We start from the raw sequence: 19,332 nt of genomic DNA, 5'->3' as shown, positions 1-19,332 counted from the left end.
GGCGGGAAACACAACGGGCCGGCGATGCTCCTAGTATGCCTAGTCAACTGACTGTCTAAATATCTAGGGGAGGATCGCGATGCAGGCAGATTCCGCTCAGCAGCAGGGCCTTTATCGCCCCGAATTCGACCACGATGCATGTGGCATCGGCGCGCTTGCCGATATCAACGGTGAGCGCCATCACCAGATTCTGGACGATGCACTGTCCATTCTGGTCAACTTGGAGCACCGCGGCGGCACGGGACTCGAGAAGAACACCGGCGACGGCGCTGGCATCCTGTTCCAGGTTCCGCATCACTTTTTCCGTAAAGAGGCTCAAAAGTGCGGCCAGATTCTGCCGGCAGAGGGCGACTATGGCGTGGCCATGCTGTTCTTTCCGCAGGACGACAAGGGCGTAGAGGATGCCCGCCGCGTGTTTGAGGAGGGCTGCGCCGAGGCCGGCGTGCCGCTGCTCTTTTGGCGCGAGGTGCCGGTCGACCCACACGATCTGGGCGAGACCGCCCGCGCCTGCATGCCTACTATCCTGCAGGCCTTCCTGGGTCGTCCGGACGACACGCCCGCCGGCGATGCCTTTGAGCGTCGCCTGTACGTGTGCCGTCGCACCATCGAAAAGAAGGCCGACGCCGAGTTTGCCCTGCGCGATAAGATCTTCTACGTGTGCTCCATGAGCTCGCGTACCATCGTGTACAAGGGCATGCTCGTCGCCACGCAGATGCGTCGCTTCTTCATCGATCTCAACGATGCCGCCGTCAAGACGGCCGTGGCGCTCGTCCACTCACGCTACTCCACCAACACCACGCCCAGCTGGGAGCGCGCGCACCCCAACCGCTTTATCATCCACAACGGCGAGATCAACACCCTCAAGGGCAACGTCAACTGGATTCGCGCCCGCGAGCCCAATCTGTACAGCCCCGTGCTGCAGCACGATCTTGAGCGCGTGATGCCCATCATCAACCGCGAGGGCTCCGATTCCGCGATTCTGGACAATGTGCTTGAGTTCCTGGTCATGAACGGCCGTCCGCTCACGCGTGCCGCATCCATGCTGCTGCCCGAGCCGTGGGACCACAACGACAGTCTGAGCGAGGAGCGCCGCGCCTACGACGCCTACCAGTCAATGCTCATGGAGCCGTGGGACGGCCCGGCGGCCATCGCCTTTACCGACGGTCGCACGCTGGGTGCCGCCCTCGACCGTAACGGCCTGCGCCCCGCCCGCTACTACGTGACGCGCGATGGCCGCTTTATGCTGGCAAGCGAAGTGGGCACCATCGAGGTGCGCCCCGAGAACATCCTGACGAGCGGCTGCCTGGGACCGGGCCAGATGCTCGAGGTCGATTTTGCCCGCGGCCGCGTGATCTACAACGACGAGCTGCGCGCCCGCTATGCCAAGGAGAAGCCCTACCACGACTGGATTGCCGAGGAGACGCTGGCCGTCGACGCGCTCGATGAGTCCGCCGCGCCCGCGCCCGCCGAGGACGCCGAGGTGCCCGCCGCCGTGCGTATGGCCAAGCTCGGCTACCACTGGGATGACGTCGACGAGGTCGTGCGTCCCATGGCCCAGCAGGGCAAGGCCCCGCTCGCCTCGATGGGCATCGACGCACCGCTGGCCTGCCTGTCCAAGAAGACGCGCTCGTTCTTTGACTACTTCTATCAGCTGTTCGCTCAGGTCACGAATCCTCCGATCGATGCCCTGCGCGAGCATATGGTGACTTCGACCACGCTCTACCTGGGCAACCACGGCAACCTGCTCGAGGACTCCCGTACGGCCTGCCAGCTGGTGCGCCTGGAGCGTCCGCTGTTGAGCGAGGAGGAGTTCGACCGCATCTGCGCCATCGACCGCGTGGGCTTTAAGACCCGCCGTTTCCGTGCCGTCTACCGCCGCGACGCCGGCGAGGGCGCGCTGCAGGCTGCGCTCAAGCAGCTTGCAGAGGACGTTGAGGCTGCGGTCCGCGACGGCGTGAATATTGTGGTGTTGAGCGATCGTGCCGCTGCGGGCGAGGTGCCCGTGCCGTCGCTGCTCGCCGTGGGCTGCGTGCACAATCACCTGATCCGCGCCGGCGTGCGTACCTTTGCCGACATCGTGGTGGAGTGCGGCGACGCCGTGTCCCCGCACGACTTTGCGGCGCTGGTGGGCTACTCCGCAAGCGGCATCTATCCGTACAATGCGCATGCGTGCATCCGCGACTTGGCAGCACGCGGCGACCTGGACGTGACGGCCGAGCAGGGCATCGACAACTACAACAAGGCCGCGACGGCGGGTATCGTCTCCATCATGTCCAAGATGGGTATCTCCACGGTGCAGAGCTATCACTCCGCACAGATTTTCGAGGCCGTCGGCTTTACTCCGGAGTTCGTCAACGCGTACTTCGCCGGCACGGTGAGCCGTGTGGGCGGTATGGGTGTCGAGGACGTTGAGTGCGAGCAAAACGAGCGCTATGACGCTGCGCTCGCCATCCTTAAAAGCCCGGCTCCCGATCAGCTGCCCACGCTGGGCCTGACCAAGTGGCGCCCGCTCGGCGGCGAGGAACACCTCATCGACCCCCAGGCCGTCTACCTGCTGCAGACCGCCTGCCGTGAGGACAGCTACGACACCTTTAAGGAGTACAGCGCCCGCCTGCACCGCACCGGCCGTGCCGTGCGTCTGCGCGACTTGCTCGACTTTGATGCCAGCGGCCGCACGCCGGTTTCGCTCGACGAGGTCGAGCCCACGCTCAACATCGTCCGCCGCTTTAACACCGGCGCCATGTCGTACGGCTCCATCAGCAAGGAAGCACACGAGTGCATGGCCATCGCCATGAACCGCCTGCACGGCCGTTCCAACTCCGGCGAGGGCGGTGAGGATCCGCGTCGCGAGACCCCGCTGGCTAACGGTGATTCCAAGAACTCCGCGATCAAGCAGGTGGCAAGTGCGCGCTTTGGCGTGACGAGCCGCTACCTGTGCAGCGCCTTCGAGATTCAGATCAAGATGGCCCAGGGCGCCAAGCCCGGCGAGGGTGGCCACCTGCCCGGCAAGAAGGTCTACCCCTGGATTGCCGAGGTCCGTCAGTCCACGCCCGGCATCGGCCTGATCTCGCCTCCGCCGCATCACGACATCTACTCCATCGAAGACCTGGCCGAGCTCATCTTTGACCTTAAGAACGCCAATCCTGGCGCGCGCGTGTCGGTCAAGCTGGTCAGCGAGGCCGGCGTCGGCACCATCGCCACCGGTGTGGCCAAGGGCGCTGCCGACAAGATCTTGATCAGCGGCCACAATGGCGGCTCGGGTGCCGCTGCTCGCGATTCGATCTGGCACGCCGGTCTGCCGCTGGAGCTTGGCCTTGCCGAGGCCCAGCAGACGCTGCTGCAAAACGGCCTGCGCTCGCGCGTGGTGCTCGAGGCCGACGGCAAGCTCATGGACGGCACCGATGTTGCCGTCGCCTGCCTGCTGGGCGCCGAGGAGTTTGGCTTTGCGACCATGCCGCTCATCTCGATGGGCTGCCTCATGCAGCGCGACTGCCAGCAGGATACCTGCCCCGCCGGCATCGCCACGCAAAACTGCCGCTTGCGTCGCGGCTTCCGCGGCAAGCCCGAGCACGTCGAGCACTTTATGCTCTTTGTTGCCGAGCAACTGCGCGAGGTCATGGCGAGCCTGGGCTTCCGCACCGTCGACGAGATGGTCGGCCATCCCGAGTGCTTGCGCCAGATCGAGGTCCCGGGCAACCGCAAGGCTAACCTGCTCGATCTGACGCCCGTGCTGGCAAGCGCGACCTGCGAGTTCGGTGCCCACATCCCGGGTGCCGACGGCCGTCACTTCCTGCCCCAGATGGCCGCGGACAGCGAGCTCGACAAGACGCTCGACTCCACGCTGTTTGTGCCCTACACGGCCGACGCCCGCGCACATCTGCGTCCGATTCGCTTCCGCGCCGATATCGCCAACGTCAACCGTTGCGTGGGCACCATCCTGGGCAACGCGGTGACCAAGGCGCATCCCGAGGGCTTGCCCGCCGGCTCCATCACCATCGATTGCGATGGTTCGGCCGGTCAGAGCTTTGGCGCCTTCCTGCCGCGCGGCATTACGCTCAACGTGTGCGGCGACGCCAACGATTACTTTGGCAAGGGCCTTTCGGGTGGCGAGGTGTCGGTGCGCCCCAACCCGCATGCGACCTACAAGTTCGACGAAAACATCATCGTGGGCAACGTTGCGTTCTTTGGCGCTACGAGCGGCCGCGGCTTCATTAACGGTTTGGCGGGCCAGCGCTTTGGCGTACGCAACTCCGGTGCCACCGTGGTGGTCGAGGGCTGCGGCAACCATGGCTGCGAGTACATGACGGGCGGTCTGGCGCTCATCTTGGGCGAGGTCGGACAGAACTTCGCTGCTGGCATGACGGGCGGCGTGGCTTATGTCTTTGACCAGTACGGCACGCTCGATGCCCGCGTGAACCACGAGAGCGTTGAGCTCAAGGCCCCGACTGCCGGCGAGCTGGAGCAGGTCCGTGCGCTCATCCAGGAGCACGTGGACGCGACACAGAGCCCGCGCGGCATCAAGCTGCTCTACAGCTTTGAGACGATGAGCAAGCACTTTGTGAAGGTCATTCCGACCGAGTACGAGCGTGTGCTGGCGATTGTCGCCGCGAGCGAGGCTGCCGGCAAGACACATGCGCAGGCAGAGGAACTGGCGTTTGACATCGTGACCGGTCGCGCGAGCGCCGCGGATGTCGCTCGCTTCGATATTGCGGGCGGTGCTGCGGGTGCTGCGTCCGCGGCCGCCAGCTCTGTTGCTTCGACCAAGAAGGAGGCGTAAGTGCCATGGGTAAGCCCGGTGCTTTTCTTGATATCGATCGCGTGACCCACGAGCTTCGCCCCGTGGAGGAGCGCAGCCGTGATTTCGATCCGCTGTACGTGGAGCTCGACGACGACGCACGTCGCGCCCAGGCGAGCCGCTGCATGATGTGCGGCGTGGCGTTTTGCCAGATGGGCGCGAGCTTTGGCAAGGCACGTCCGAGCGGCTGCCCGCTGCACAATCTGATTCCCGAGTGGAACGAGCTAGTGTATCGCGGCCGCTGGGACGAGGCTGCCGAGCGTCTGTCACTCACCTCGCCCATGCCCGAGTTCACGAGCCGCGTGTGCCCGGCGCTGTGCGAGGCCGCGTGCAACCTGGGCTCGGTCGACGGCCAGCCCACGACGATTCACGACAACGAGCGCGCGATCAGCGACCATGAGTGGGCAAACGGCGGCCCGCGTCGCTTTGAGCCGGCAGGGGAGGACGCACCCACGGTTGCCGTGGTTGGTTCCGGCCCGGCTGGTCTGGTGGCTGCATGGGAGCTTGCGCGTCGCGGCGCCCGCGTGACGGTGTTTGAGCGCGACGACCGCCCGGGCGGTCTGCTCATGTACGGCATTCCCAACATGAAGCTCGAGAAGTCTGTGGTCGAGCGTCGCGTGGCGCTCATGCGCGAGCTGGGCATTGTGTTTGAGCTGGGTGCTGACGTGAGCGATCCCAAGGTTACCGCCAAGCTCGATGACTTTGACGCCGTCGTGGTGGCTGTCGGCGCTCGTGCTCCGCGTGGGCTTTCGGCTGCGAACATTGATGCCCCGGGCGTGGTGTACGCCGTGGACTACCTGACGGCTTCGACCGTCTCGGTGCTCGATGGCGGCGAGCCTGCCATCGATGCACGCGGCCTGGACGTCGTGGTCATTGGCGGCGGCGATACCGGTAACGACTGCGTGGGCACCGCGGTGCGTCAGGGCGCGCGCAGCGTGCGCCAGTTTGAGTTCTTGCCGGCGGCGCCTGATGCGCGCGCGGCGAGCAACCCCTGGCCGCAGTGGCCCAACGTGAAGAAGACCGACTACGGCCAGCAGGAGGCTATCGCTGCAATGGGTGGCGAGATACGTGCCTGGGGCGTGGATACGCTTGAGGTGCTGCTGGACAAGAAGGGTGCGGCTGTGGGTCTGCGCGTGGTCGATCTGGATTGGTCGGCTGGCAAGCCCGAGCGCATCGCGGGCTCCGAGCACGAGGTGCCGGCGCAGCTGGTGCTCATCGCCTGCGGCTTTACGGGCCCGGAGCACGGTGTGTTCGACGCCGTTGGCGTGTCTGTTGCCACCGCTGGTCGTCCGCTGCCGGTGATGGCTGCCGAGGGCTCGCATCTTGCGGCGCGTGTCGACGGCGTCGCCGCGGATGCCGCGCCGGTGTATGTTGCCGGCGACGCTCGCAACGGCAGCTCGCTCGTGGTGAACGCTATGGCCGACGCCCTGGCCTGCGCTGCTGAAGTCGCCGACGCGCTGGAGCTGTAAAGTAGTCATTTAAGAACGTCCCCAATGACTAGTCATTTTTTGTCTAGTCGTTGGGGACACTCTTTGCGAGCGATTTGCTCGTTTGTCGACGTGTGGGTGCTCATTTGCCGACTTCTTGGGCTGTGGCCACCTGTTGTTTCTGTGGTGGCAGCGGGCGTTTGGCTTAAAATGGCGGGTCGGCTGTCTATGTCTACCTGCCGTTTCTTTGCGGCGCGCATATTCGGTCAAGTGTCCCGCCAAGTGTTTGGTTAGCATCTGGTTTGCAGCCGGAGGCCTATTTTACCCGTGCCGACAGTGGCTGCCCACCCTCCTCGTAAGCTCAAATTGAGGTCCATCAGTTTGAGGAGGATGCCATGACTGACCAAGTTTTTGACCGAGCAGAGCTGGCTGAAGCCGTCGGCAACGATATTGCCGACATGGCCCATTTTTGGATGCTGCGGAAGTTTCAGTTTCTGGAGCCGGCGCGCGAGCAGTTCGAGATTATCGTCGATCCGTGGCTCAGCTATTGCGAGGAACCTTCTCAAAACGAAATCATGGCCTACAACATGGCGTTTACCGATTGGCTGCTGTTTGAGCGCCCCTATCGCCATGGCAAGACGCTGCTCGAGCTATATGTGGATGAGCCGCCAGCGTCAATTTCTCCTGCCTCGCTTGGGCGACTTAAGCAGGTGCGCGGCACGCAGTACTTCTCTCGCTTTGGCATTTTGGACAAGGATCCTGCGTCCGGCATGGTCGCGCTGAAGGACACACGCACCGATCATCGCTTTGATGTCTACGACCCGCATATCGTGCAAAAGGAGCATTGGAACGACGGCGCGATTGCGGTGCGCCTCGCCTGTGTCGACGATGTCTGGCTTACAGCGGGACAGCTCTACTTATATGACATCGCGCGCCTGAACGACACGGCGGTCGACGGGCCGGGTGCGGCGCATCCCGAGGATCTGCAGGACGGCTTTGACACCTCGTGCATCAGCTTCTTCTTGCGTCTGGTCCGCGACATCATGGGCGCCCGGGGGCGGTACGTGAAGTCGCTCAACATCTACGAACAGGAATGGGAGTAGGGGATGGACCTGGCGTTGTCCTGCCTTGCCTTCTGTCTTTATGTCTCGATCTGTAACGTTTAGGGACAAAAAACCGGTCTACCTGTTACAGATCAAGACGAATGCTTGGGCGCTGCTGATTTGTCTAAATCTGTAACGTTTAGGGGCCTGGAGAACGTCTAACTGTTACAGATCGAGACGTTTGGCACCTGGTTGGGGGAATGTCTCAATCTGTAACATCTAGCGGCCAAAAATCGGTCCTCCTGTTACAGATCAAGACATTTGTCAACGGAGACAACGGTGACGATGGTCCATTTGTCTGACGTGGTGGTGATGGAAGTGCCTAATACCGTTTTCAAATACAGGCATGCAACACGTAACACCTTGGCGCGGAATAGGATACTTGCCAGGCTCACGGAGGCGGCTGAACAAGGCGTGCTGTTTGCGACGCACGACAATGCTGAGCTCATGTGGCTGCGGCGTCATGTGGGAACCGATGATATTGTGGAGCCCGAGCCGTACCTGTTCTGCTTTCAACATGATTGGGGTGTACTGACGCCGGCGGAGCGAACGCTGCGTACCATCAAAGGGCTTGCGGAGTTTCATCCCGATTGGGCGTTTTGGGGTTATGACGCGGCACTTTTGTGGGGCTTGGAGGTGCCGAATGATCTGCTTGGGCCACGATATCTTGTTAAGACAGGTTGCTCGGTGCCGCTGAGCGCAGGATGTCGGCTGTTGCGTCCGCAAGCGGCGGGCGCACTTGAACAAGTCGACGGCGTGCGGGTGACGTCGTTTTGGCGCACGGTGGAGGATTGCTTGCTGCGTGCGCCGTTCTCCTACGGGTTGGCGATTGCCGATTCTGCACTGAGGGCGAAAGGTGTATCACGTGGGGATTTGTGCGAGCGCCTCCGCGCCGATTGCGAGGGCAGGCGCGGGTATCGCAGGGCGCAGGTGATCGCGTCGTATGCGGACGGGCTGTCCGAAAACGGCGGCGAGTCACGGTTCCGAGCGTTCTTTATTGCATACGGTTTTCCGGTTCCGGAGTTGCAGGTGGAGTTTCGCGATCCGCTCGATTCGAGCCAGGTGTTTCGGGTTGATTATTTCTGGAGGCTCGAGGACGGGACATGTGTCATCGGCGAGCTCGACGGGAAGGGAAAGTATACCCTGCAGGATGGTGGGGATCGGGAGTCGGTCGACCCATTCGTGGCAGAACGTCAGCGAGAGTCCCATCTGACGATGCTCGGACATAAAGTACTGAGGTTTACGTTTGATGAGCTCAAGAATCCGGGGAAGCTGGCTGAAAAGATGAGGCTGGCGGGTATTTCGCAGCGGGCCGATTTGGCTGAGGGATGGAAGCGTCAGTGGTATGGGTGCTAAGGGGTGCAACTGACGCGAATGTGGTTGTTCCTGCCGAGTTTGTCTCGATCTGTAACAACAAGGGGCCGTTTGGCCTCGTAGCTGTTACAGATCGAGACAGAAGGTTGGCTGCCGCTAAAAGATCTCAATCTGTAACATCTAGAGGCCGAAAACCTGTCTAACTGTTACAGATTTAGACGTTTGACGACAGGGCTGGAGAATATCTTAATCTGTAACATCTAACGGCCAAAAACCGCTCTAACTGTTACAGATCGAGACAAAGGTTGGACGCGGTGCCGAAAGATCTCGATCTGTAACATCTGGCTGCTAAAACTCGGTCTACCTGTTACAGATCTAGACATTTCCCGGATGTCGCTGGGATGGGACTGCAATGCATTCCGTTCTCCGTGTCTCATCCTTTCTCCGTTAACCGATATGTCCGCAGCAACCCTGCCGCACTGGGTGATAATGGACAAATGTTCAAGTTAATCGTGAGGGAGGAGCTCGATATGGCATCTGCCGATCGTTCCACGTTGTTTATCAATGCGACCATTCTGGATGGTTCGGAGCATATGGAGCCGCAACCCGATATGGCCGTGACTGTTGAGCGCGGCGTCATCACCTGGATGGGGCCGAGTGCTGTGGCGCAGGCGCCTGCAGGTGCCGAGGTTATCGACCTGGGTGGTGCGTATCTCATGCCCGGTCTCATCAATATGCACGTGCACCTGTGCGGCTCGGGCAAGCCTGTCTCGGCCGGCGATGCGGGAGCGCTGATGAAGAAACTCGATAATCCCGTGGGCCGTGCCATCGTCCGCCGCATCCTCAAGGGCAGTGCCCAGCAGCAGCTGGCAAGCGGCGTGACCACAGTGCGCGGCGCGGGCGACCCGCTGTTTGCCGACATTGCCGTGCGCGACGCTATCGACGCCGGCAAGTATCAGGGTCCGCGCCTGGTAGCGCCGGGAACGGGCGTCACGGTGCCGGGCGGCCATGGCGCGGGCTTGTTCGCCCAGGTGGCCAACAGCCCCGTCGAGGCAGCCGAGCAGGTGCGAGACCTGTATGCGCGCGGCGCCGACGTCATTAAGCTGTTCGTAACGGGCGGTGTGTTCGATGCGACCGAGGTGGGCGAGCCGGGTGTGCTGCGCATGCCGCTCGATGTCGCCGCGGCGGCGTGCAAGGCGGCGCACGAGGTGGGCCTGCCGGTTATGGCCCATGTCGAGAGTACCGAGGGCGTGAAGGCCGCGCTTGAGGCCGGCGTCGATACGATCGAGCACGGTGCCCCGATGACGCCCGAGATCCTGGAGCTGTACCGTGGCGCCGCGGGCACGCAGCTCGAGGGACGTGCGCCCAGCGTTACCTGCACGATCAGCCCGGCGCTACCGTTTGTATTGCTCGACCCGGAAAAGACCCATTCGACCGATACGCAAAAGAAGAACGGCGACATCGTGTGCTCGGGCATTATCGAGAGTGCTCGTGCGGCGCTGAATGCCGGCGTTAAGGTGGGCTTGGGCACGGACTCAAGCTGCCCGTTCGTGACGCAGTACGACATGTGGCGCGAGGTGGCCTATTTTGCCAAGTACGTGGGCGTGAGCAACGCCTTTGCGCTGCATACGGCCACGCAGGTCAATGCCGAGCTCCTGGGGCTGGGCGGCGAGACCGGTACGATCGAGTGCGGCAAGGCCGCCGATATCCTGGTGACGCGCAAGAATCCGCTCGATGATCTGTGTGCCCTGCGTGAGCCGGTACACGTAATGTGCCGCGGCAATCTGGTGCGCAAGCTGAAGGTGAAGCGCATCCCCGAGGTGGATGCCGAGCTCGACGCGATTATGGCCATGCCTGCCGCAGCGCTGGCTGAGGAGCTTGCCCGCGACGGCGTGGCGTAGATGTGACAAAGGGACAACTCCATTACCGCATGCAAAAAGCCGAGGTCTCAACACGAGGCCTCGGCTTTTTTATCGAACAAATACTTAAGATTTGGGACAAACAAACCTGATTAATTTGTCCCGCGTGCGGGCGCTAGGAGCGGGTTTCCATCTTGGCGTGGCACTTGGGGCAGGTGACGCGGATCTTGCCTTTGCCCTTGGGAACAGAGAGCATCTGGCCGCAGTTGGGGCACTTGAGGTATGCCGTGGTTTTGCGGCCCTTCCACATCTTCTTGGCCGTGCGCTTGGCGCGCTCAAAGTCTTCCTTGCTCGTTCCGGCTGTGCGCGAAGCGTTGGCCGCCGCAGCGCCGCCGCCCAAGCTGGCGACGAATTTGCCCAAGCCAGGGACGTTCGCGGTCGCGGCGACAAAGGCCGCGTTCTCCTTGCGACGCGCGTCGATGTTCTTGGACAGGCCGCGCAGCACGCCGATCACGATGACGGCGATGGCGATCCAGCTGAGCCACTGGATGCGAGCGAGCGATCCGATCATTGCGATGACGATGCCGGTAAAGCCCATCACGATGGTGAGCTCGTCGGCGCCGTTGCGGCCCTTCATAAAGTCATTCATGCGAATTGCCTTTCGTTCGATATACCGCACGTCTTTATACCCGATTTAGAGCAAGGGGGACAGGTTAATCTACACCAAGGTGGTGCAAACATACCTATCCCCGATACACCAAGATGGTGCAAAGAAGTCTGCCCTCAATGTCCCCAATTATTTGGAGAGCTTGTCGACGACGCGTTCGATCTCGGCGAGCTTGGCGGCTTTGAGGTCTTCGTCGCCCGATTCGATTGCCGAAGTCACACAGCCCTCGATATGCGCCTTGAGCACGTCGGCGTTGATGCGCGCAATGAGCGCCTGTGTGGCCATGAGCTGCGTGGAAATATCGACGCAGTAACGGTCCTCATCGACCATCCGCAAGATTCCGTCGATCTGGCCGCGTGCCGTCTTGAGCATGCGGGTCACCGATTTGTGGTCTGCCATCATGGCGGGTCCTCGTTTCTGGTCGGGGCGCGCGTGAGTCGTTACGCGGCGGTTACGGACAGGGCGTGGAACTTCTCGCCGGCGCCCTCGACGGCGGCAGCGAGCTGCTCGGCGGTCACGGTGTCGGCGCACTCAACCTGGACGGTCTGGGTCTCGTGGTCGGCGTCGGCGTCGGTCACGCCGGCAACGTTGAGCAACGCCGTCTCGACGGTGGCGTCGCAGTGGCCGCACATGAGGCCGGAAGTCTTGATTGTGTAACGCATGGGTATTCCTCTCTGTTGTGTCGGCTTTCCCAGGCACCCGACCTTGACCTTCAAGCCGTCGCTCGCGTACCAAAGTACGCGTCGCTCCTCTTTCAGGTCAATCTCGGGCACCTGGAAAACCCGTTATAAATGGACGTAATGGTGAGCCTATTTTGCCACTTTGGGCTTAAAGGTTCGCAGGCGCAAAGCGTTGGTCACGACGCAGACGCTCGACAGGCTCATCGCGGCGGCACCAAACATCGGCGAGAGTTGCCAGCCGGTGAGGGGGAAGAACACGCCTGCGGCGAGTGGGATGCCGATGCCGTTGTAGAACAGCGCCCAGAACAGGTCCTGCTTGATGTTGCGGATCGTGGCGCGCGAAAGCTCGATGGCACGCGCAACATCCATAAGGTCGCTGCGCATGAGCACCACGTCGGCGCCTTCCTTGGCGATGTCGGCACCGGTGCCGATGGCAAGGCCCACGTCGGCGCGCGCCAGGGCGGGAGAGTCGTTGATGCCGTCGCCCACCATGGCCACCATGCCGCCTGCGTCCTGCAACTCGCGCACATGGCGCTCTTTGTCGGCGGGAAGGACGTCGGCGATGACCTGTTCGCTGCTCAGCCCCACGCGGCGGGCGATTGCTTCGGCAGTGACGCGGTTGTCGCCGGTGAGCATGCGCACGTCGACGCCGAGTGAGCGCAGCGCGGAAATGGCTGCGGCGCTTGTCTCCTTGACCTTGTCAGCCACGGCAATGGTGCCGGCAAGCTCGCCGTTCTTGGCAAAGAACAGCGGCGTCTTGCCTTCGGCGGCAAATTGCTCGGCAAGACCCGCGGGCACGGTAACGCCCAACTCGTTCATCAGGCGCACGTTACCAGCGGCAATGGCGTTTCGCCCTTCGTGCGCCGTAACGCCACGACCGGGCACGGCAGCAAAGTCCTCGACCATGCGCGCGACGATTCCGCGTGTCTCGCACTCGGCCATAATCGCCTCGGCCAGCGGGTGCTCGCTTGAGCGCTCCAGCGCGGCGGCCAGCTTGAGCAGCGCCTTTTCGCTCATGGCGGACGAGCCGTCAGCGCGCGTGGCTACCACGATATCGGTCACGGCAGGCTTGCCGCGGGTGACCGTGCCCGTCTTATCGAGCACCACGGTGCCCACGCTGCGCAGGTTCTCCAGCGCCTCGGCGCTCTTGAACAGAATGCCCATTTCGGCGCCCTTGCCGGTGCCCACCATAATGGCGACGGGCGTGGCCAGGCCCAGTGCACACGGACAGCTGATCACCAGCACGGCCACGGCGGAGGTGAGCGCTTCGTTCACGCTGCCAGTCAGTGCCATCCACACCGCAAAGGTCACGGCCGAGATCACAAACACCACGGGCACAAATACGCCAGCGACCTTATCGGCCATGCGGGCGATGGGCGCCTTGGTGGCGTTGGCGTCCTCGACGAGCTTGATGATTTTAGCGAGCGACGTGTCGGCGCCCACACGCGTGGCGCGGAAGGTAAACGAGCCCGTGCGGTTGACCGTGGCCGCGTTGACAGTGTCGCCGGCGGTCTTCTCCACGGGGATGGACTCGCCGGTGAGCGCGCTCTCGTCCACGGCCGAGCTGCCCTCGAGCACCACGCCATCGACGGGGATGGACTCGCCGGGGCGCACGCGCAGGACCTGGCCGGGAAGGATACTGTCGACGTCGACGGTGGTTTCGGTGCCGTCATCGGCAACGACGGTCGCGGTCTTGGGTGCTAGGTCGATGAGCGCCTCGATAGCGCCGCCGGTCTTGGACTTGCTGCGCGTCTCGAGGTATTTGCCCACGGTGACGAGCGACAGGATGGTACCGGCGCTCTCAAAATACAGGTTGTCCATGCCCGTCATCATGGCCTCGTGGATTTGCCCGGCGGCCAGCTGGTCGGCCATGATGAACATGGCATAGAGCGACCAGGCGATGGACGCGGTGGCGCCGACGGCGATGAGGGCGTCCATGGTAGGCGCGCCGTGCGCAAGCGATTTAAACCCGTTGATAAAGTATGCGTCGTTGACGTAGACGATGGGAATGAGCAGGACGAGCTCGGCGAGCGCGAGCGTCATGCTGTGGGTGTGGTCGGTGAAAATGCCGGGTAGCGGCCAGCCAAGCATGTGCCCCATGCCTATGTAGAACAGTGGGATGAGGAATACGATCGAGACGATGAGGCGGGTGCGCATGGCGGAGGCGGCGGCCTCCAGCTTTTTGGTCGGCGACTCCATATGGGCGGCGCCGGTCCTGGCTTGTGCGCTGCCGCTTGGGCCGGCGTCGCCCGCGTCGACGGGCGAGGCCGAGTACCCTGCGCGGTCGACGGCGGTGCAGATGTCGTCGGGGGAGACCTGCGCGGGGTCGTAGTCGACCATCATGGAACCGGCGAGCAGGTTGACCGCGACGCTTTGGACGCCGTCGAGTTTGCTCACGGCACGGTCCACGTGCGCTTGGCATGCGGCGCACGTCATGCCGTCCACATCGAATTTATCTTGAGCCATGGCTTCTCCTTTCTGTGACGTAGTGTCGGAAATGTTAACCAACCGATACTATACACCCATACCCCCTGGGGGTGTCCAGTAATAGTTGGAATGTATGACTTTTCATTACAGATGAGGGTAGTTGGTTGGCCGATGGCCCGCCCCAACCAATCATCTCAATCTGCAACATCTAGCAGGGAAAATGACCTCTAACTGTTACAGATCGAGACATAGAAATCGGCCGAAAACTAACGTCTCGATCTGTAACAACTAGACCCCGTTTTACCGAGTATTTGTTACAGATCAAGACAAACAGTTGGCAGGAAACTCAATGTCTCAATCTGTAACATCTGGCAGGGAAAATGACCTCTAACTGTTACAGATCGAGACAGACCGCCCGCGGCCAACTCAAATGTCTTGACCTGTAACATCAAGAGAGGTTTTTGACCCCTTACTGTTACAGATTGAGATGTTGTTTCGCGGGGCTGGGGTTTGTCTCGATCTGTAACACGTAGAGGAAGATTCGGCCTGTAGATGTTACAGATCTAGATGTTAGCCAAGGGGCTGACTGAACGTCTCGATCTGTAACAGTAAGGACCGGTTTTGCCCCGTAACTGTTACAGATTGAGACAATCGGCCAGGCCCACCTCATCCGCCTCGTCATCTGTGGTTTACGTGGGGGCATGCGAAGCACGGGTATACTAACCCGCGGCGAATCTGCTCCATCGCTTAGTGCTGCTGCGTCTGGACGGCGCGTGATAGGGCTGCCAAAGCGATCGCCAGCGTGCTGAGCAACGTCCTCTCTGTGCGCACCCGTTTTTGTATGTATTAGCGCACTACCAAGCACGCCCCGCGCGGCCGCATGCCGTGCCCCTTGCGCGTGCAGATAAGGAACAACAACATATGCGTAATTCTGTATCCGACGTCACGGACGCCGAGATTCTGGACGAGACCCGCGAGGCCATGACCCAGGCTGCCTTCGATGCTGCCGACGAGGCCAGCGCCGCCGAGACCGTCGAGTCCGCGACCGAGAACCTGCCCGCCTTTGACGAACTGGGACTTTCGGACGAGATGCTTCGTGCCATCGAGAACCTGGGCTACACGGCGCCCACACCTGTCCAGGCTGGCTCGATCCCCGTGGTGCTCGAGGGCCGCGACCTGCTTGCCGCCGCTCAGACCGGCACCGGCAAGACGGCTGCCTTTTTGCTGCCGACCATGAACAACTTGGAGCACATCGCTCCGCCCAAGCCTGTGCGCGAGCGCAGCGGCCGCAACCGCCGTCGCGGTGCTAAAAAGCCCGAGGGCAACGGCCGCGGCCCCGCGATGCTCGTCATCACCCCCACGCGCGAGCTCGCCCAGCAGATCGACGAGGTCGCGAGCAAGATCGCCGACGTCACCGGCCATGTTGCCGTGACCGTCGTGGGCGGCGTGAGCTACAAGCCCCAGACCGCGGCGCTCAAGTACGGCTGCGACATCCTGGTCGCCACGCCGGGCCGTCTGGTCGATCTGATTGAGCAGGGCGCCTGCCACCTGGACGAGGTCAAGGTGCTGGTGCTCGACGAGGCCGACCGCATGCTCGACATGGGCTTTTTGCCCGCCGTCCGCCGCATTGTGCGCGAGACGCCGGCCGAGCGCCAGACGCTGCTGTTCTCGGCGACGCTCGACGAGGAGGCCGTGGGCGAGATCACCGATCTGGTGAGCGACCCGGCTCGCGTGGAGATCGCGCCGGCCACGTCGACCGCCGACACCGTCGACCAGTTTGTGTTCCCGGTGTCCATCGAGGCTAAGAACAACTTGCTGCCCGAGTTCCTCAAGAAGGAGGGCCCGGAGCGCACGATCGTCTTTATGCGCACCAAGCACCGCGCCGACAGCTGCTGCCGTCGCTTGGAGCGTAAGGGCATCAAGGCCGCCGCGATCCACGGCAACCGCAGCCAGGCCCAGCGCGAGCGCGCGCTCTCGGCCTTTCGCGACGGTACCGTCGACGTGCTGGTGGCAACCGACGTGCTTGCCCGCGGCATCGACATCAGCGACGTGCGCTATGTCGTGAACTTTGACGTGCCGGCCGAGCCGACCGACTACATCCACCGTATTGGCCGTACGGGCCGCGCCGGCGAGCTGGGCTGGGCCATCACGTTCGTGACCGAGCAGGATGTCGATGAGTTCTACGAGATCGAGAAGCTCATGGACAAGACGGCCGACATCTACGAGGCCGGCGACCTGCATGTGGGTCCCAACCCGCCCGCCGTTGATCCCGAGCGCGATCCTGCGGCCTTTAAGGTGAAGAAGAAGACCAAGCGCGGCAAGTCTAAGAGCAAGAAAAAGCTTGAGCAGGCACGTCGCGACGGCAAGCGCAACGGCGATGACTACGGCGATGTGGCCGGTCGTTCCAACCGCGGTCGCGACGAGCGTCGCGGCGACGGCGAGCGTCCGAGCCGTCCCAAGCGCGGCGGCAAGACCCGCGTGCGCGAGGGCGTTCAGGCTCGCGTGGACGAGGCCGTTGAGAGCGTGGCCCGCGAGGTGGCTGCCGAGGAGCGCGGCGGTGCTGCTGCCGTCGAGCAGGCCCCGCGCGGCAACCGTGCCGAGCGCCGTGCCAAGCAGTTCCAGGGCGAGGCACACCGCCGTCGCCGCGAGGACGAGGACCGTGGCGGTCGTCGTCGTGTTGAGCGCGAGGACGAGGGTCGCGGTTCGCGCGGCGGCAAGCGTGGCTCGGGCGACCGTCGTCGCTCCGGTCGCGATGGCGAGCGCGGTGGCCGTGATGAGCGCCGTGGCGGCGAAGGCCGTGGTGAGCGCGGTAGCCGCGGCACTGAGCGTCGTGAAGGCGCCCGCGGTAACGGTGGCCGCAGCGGCTCCGGTCGTTCGAATGAGTCGCGCGATCGTCGCGACCCTCGTGCCAGCCGCGATCGTCGCGATGACTGGCGCAACTACGACGATACCCGCGAAGAGCGTCGCGGCGGCTACCGTGGTGGTCGCGGCGGCAACCAGGCCGGCTCCCGTGGCGGCCGCGCCGGCGGTCGCGATAACCGTGGCAGCTATGGCAACAGCCGTGGCGGCAAGCGCGGCGGCAGCTCCCGTCGTCCCGGCGACGGCGGCGGCAAGCGCGGCGGCAGCTCCCGTCGTCCCGGCGACGGCGGCGGCAAGCGCAAGTAACACACGTGTCGCGCGGTAAGTCGAGGCGACCAGAGGGCTCCGGGCATGTTTTGCTCGGGGCCCTTTTTGGTGCAAGGGGGACAGGTTCATATGCACCAACGTTTTGAAGCTGCGGTGGAATACGGACTGTTTTGGCCTTTTGAGCGGCTTTTCAGCCCCTATTTCACCGCAACTCATGATTGGTGCAAAGGGGCCAGAGCAAGGAGTGTCCCTGGGTGCCGGCAGAAAAGGAACGTCCCTAAGTGCCGCATAAATACCGTTTATCGGAGAAAAAATACCGTTCGCCGGTCATAATGATTGTTCCGGCTTTGGGCTTGTCTACAATAACCTCAGTGAAAAGAAATGCGGAAGGTTACCGAGTCTCTTGGACGTGGGCCTAACCAAAGTCTTTGATCGCGTGCGTCTCAAGGGGCGCATTCGATTGATTTTGGTTGGGCTATATTTATGAAGGGACATGCCACCATTGGTTTCTTTTCTCGCCTGATGGGCGGTTCGGATGAGCAGAAGACTGCAGCTTCCGAGTTCGAAATCCTCGCTCCCGTTTCCGGCGAGCTTGTTCATCTGGAAAATACCAATGACCCTGCTTTTAGCAGCCGTGCCGTGGGCGATGGCGTTGCCGTGGTTCCCCAAGAGGGAACGGTGTGCGCTCCTGTTTCCGGCACCGTCGCGGCGCTGTTTCCGACTGAGCACGCGCTGGGCATCATGTCCGACGACAGCTCTGCTCAGGTGATGCTGCATATCGGAATCGATACTGTTAAGCTTGAGGGCAAGGGCTTCCACGCGCTTGTTGCCCAGGGTGACCATGTCGACGCGGGCCAGCCCCTCGTCGAGGTCGATTTCGACGCGGTCCGCGCCGCCGGCTTCGATCCCACGGTCTTCGTTATCGTGTGCGAGCGCTCGGAGAACTCGACTCTTCGTGAGCATGCTTCCGGCCCTGTTGCTGCTAAAGAGCCTGTCATCTGGCTTTCCGAGTAAATTTTTGTGGTGGGTACCGTGGTTATCAAGCGAGTTTTTAACAACAACGTCGCAATGGTCACTTCGGACGATGGCTCCGAGCTCATCGTCATCGGTCGAGGCCTCTGCTTTGGCCGTCATGCCGGCGATGCCATCGACGAGGCGTCGATCGAAAAGACCTACGCGTTGCAGGAGGGAACTTCTCAGGACTCGCGTACGATTGACCGCTTGGCACATCTTTTGGAGTCCATCCCCACCGTCAACCTCGTGATTGCCGAGGACATTGTTCAGATGCTCCGTCGAGAGCTCAATGTTGATATCAACGACAAGATTCTCATTGCTCTCGCAGACCATATCAGCCTTGCTTTGGAGCGCGAGCGCAAGGGCGTCTCCTGTGAGAATCCGTTGCTGCTCGAGATCCAGCAGTTCTATCGCAAGGAGTATGCACTTGCGGGCCGTGCGCTGCAGATTATCAAGGAGTATATGGGCATCCAGATGAGCGAAGAAGAGCAGGGTTTCATTACCTTGCATATCGTCAACGCCACCATGCCGCAACGCTCCGACCGTTTGATTGTTTCGGTCCAGCTTGTTCGCGACGTGCTCGCGATTGTTTCCGAGCGCTATGCTACGACCCTCGATGACACCTCGTTGCCCTATGAGCGTTTCGTCCGCCACCTGCAGTTTTTCGCACAGCGGGCGCTTGACCCCACGGCCGGGCAAATCAATGGCGACGCGCTGTTCCGAATCGATGAAACGGCGTATCCGTGCGCATTCTCGTGCGCGGACGCCATAGCCGCCCACTTGTCGTCTACCTATAACGTTGTCGTTACCGATGCCGAGAAGAGCTATCTCGCATATCACATTGTTAACCTGCTTGGAGAACCTGGTCTCTAGGCATAACGTGCCCACACATCGATTGATATAAGGCAAGGCTCACGGTC

General features: G+C 62.2%; 12 protein-coding genes. 8 read left to right on the top strand and 4 right to left on the bottom strand.

Annotated elements, in window-relative coordinates; genetic code table 11:
* Positions 1 to 79 precede the first annotated feature (79 nt).
* The 5 genes from gltB to ACGHEN_RS07690 all read left to right on the top strand — a co-directional run bounded on the left by gltB (position 80) and on the right by ACGHEN_RS07690 (position 10,540).
* On the top strand, positions 80 to 4,777 hold the full coding sequence (gltB, locus tag ACGHEN_RS07710) for a glutamate synthase large subunit (protein WP_124786022.1): 4,698 nt from the start codon (positions 80 to 82) through the stop codon (positions 4,775 to 4,777).
* A gap of 5 nt (positions 4,778 to 4,782) precedes the next feature.
* Positions 4,783 to 6,264, top strand: coding sequence for a glutamate synthase subunit beta (locus ACGHEN_RS07705; RefSeq protein WP_390398624.1), 1,482 nt, complete (start codon positions 4,783 to 4,785; stop codon positions 6,262 to 6,264).
* Between the two features lie 353 nt (positions 6,265 to 6,617).
* A complete protein-coding gene (locus ACGHEN_RS07700; RefSeq protein WP_390398623.1) occupies positions 6,618 to 7,325 on the top strand; it encodes a hypothetical protein in 708 nt (235 codons plus the stop codon).
* A gap of 279 nt (positions 7,326 to 7,604) precedes the next feature.
* Complete coding sequence (locus ACGHEN_RS07695; protein WP_390398621.1) at positions 7,605 to 8,681, top strand: hypothetical protein; 1,077 nt, start codon at positions 7,605 to 7,607, stop codon at positions 8,679 to 8,681.
* Between the two features lie 488 nt (positions 8,682 to 9,169).
* Positions 9,170 to 10,540, top strand: a complete 1,371-nt coding sequence (locus ACGHEN_RS07690; protein ID WP_390398619.1) for an amidohydrolase family protein — start codon at positions 9,170 to 9,172, stop codon at positions 10,538 to 10,540.
* Between the two features lie 133 nt (positions 10,541 to 10,673).
* Here ACGHEN_RS07690 and ACGHEN_RS07685 read toward each other — a convergent pair whose 3' ends face one another.
* From ACGHEN_RS07685 to ACGHEN_RS07670, 4 genes are all read right to left on the bottom strand, one after another.
* Positions 10,674 to 11,147 (bottom strand): hypothetical protein, encoded by a 474-nt coding sequence (locus ACGHEN_RS07685; protein WP_117839697.1) that lies wholly within the window; start codon positions 11,145 to 11,147, stop codon positions 10,674 to 10,676.
* A 147-nt stretch (positions 11,148 to 11,294) separates the two neighbouring features.
* A complete protein-coding gene (locus ACGHEN_RS07680; RefSeq protein WP_055285698.1) occupies positions 11,295 to 11,567 on the bottom strand; it encodes a metal-sensing transcriptional repressor in 273 nt (90 codons plus the stop codon).
* Positions 11,568 to 11,605: 38 nt separating this feature from the next.
* Entirely contained in the window at positions 11,606 to 11,827 is a 222-nt protein-coding gene (locus ACGHEN_RS07675; RefSeq protein WP_006235338.1) for a heavy-metal-associated domain-containing protein, read from the bottom strand.
* Positions 11,828 to 11,974: 147 nt separating this feature from the next.
* Positions 11,975 to 14,311 carry a heavy metal translocating P-type ATPase gene (locus ACGHEN_RS07670; RefSeq protein WP_390398615.1) on the bottom strand — a complete coding sequence of 779 codons (2,337 nt, stop codon included), beginning with the start codon at positions 14,309 to 14,311 and terminating at the stop codon, positions 11,975 to 11,977.
* Between the two features lie 882 nt (positions 14,312 to 15,193).
* Between ACGHEN_RS07670 and ACGHEN_RS07665 the strand changes: the two genes are divergently transcribed.
* The 3 genes from ACGHEN_RS07665 (at position 15,194) to ACGHEN_RS07655 (ending at position 19,285) form a co-directional block, all read left to right on the top strand.
* Entirely contained in the window at positions 15,194 to 17,437 is a 2,244-nt protein-coding gene (locus tag ACGHEN_RS07665) for a DEAD/DEAH box helicase (RefSeq protein ID WP_390398613.1), read from the top strand.
* 444 nt (positions 17,438 to 17,881) lie between these two features.
* A complete protein-coding gene (locus tag ACGHEN_RS07660) occupies positions 17,882 to 18,412 on the top strand; it encodes a PTS glucose transporter subunit IIA (protein ID WP_390398610.1) in 531 nt (176 codons plus the stop codon).
* 18 nt (positions 18,413 to 18,430) lie between these two features.
* The gene (locus tag ACGHEN_RS07655; RefSeq protein WP_271755783.1) at positions 18,431 to 19,285 is read left to right on the top strand and encodes a PRD domain-containing protein; all 855 of its coding nucleotides are present in this window, start codon (positions 18,431 to 18,433) and stop codon (positions 19,283 to 19,285) included.
* Positions 19,286 to 19,332: the final 47 nt, after the last annotated feature.

The sequence above is a fragment of the Collinsella sp. i06-0019-1H4 genome, assembly GCF_042849575.1.
Classification (GTDB): Bacteria; Actinomycetota; Coriobacteriia; order Coriobacteriales; family Coriobacteriaceae; genus Collinsella.
Note: the sequence above shows the minus strand (reverse complement) of the source record. Positions and strands in the feature narration are given on the sequence as shown.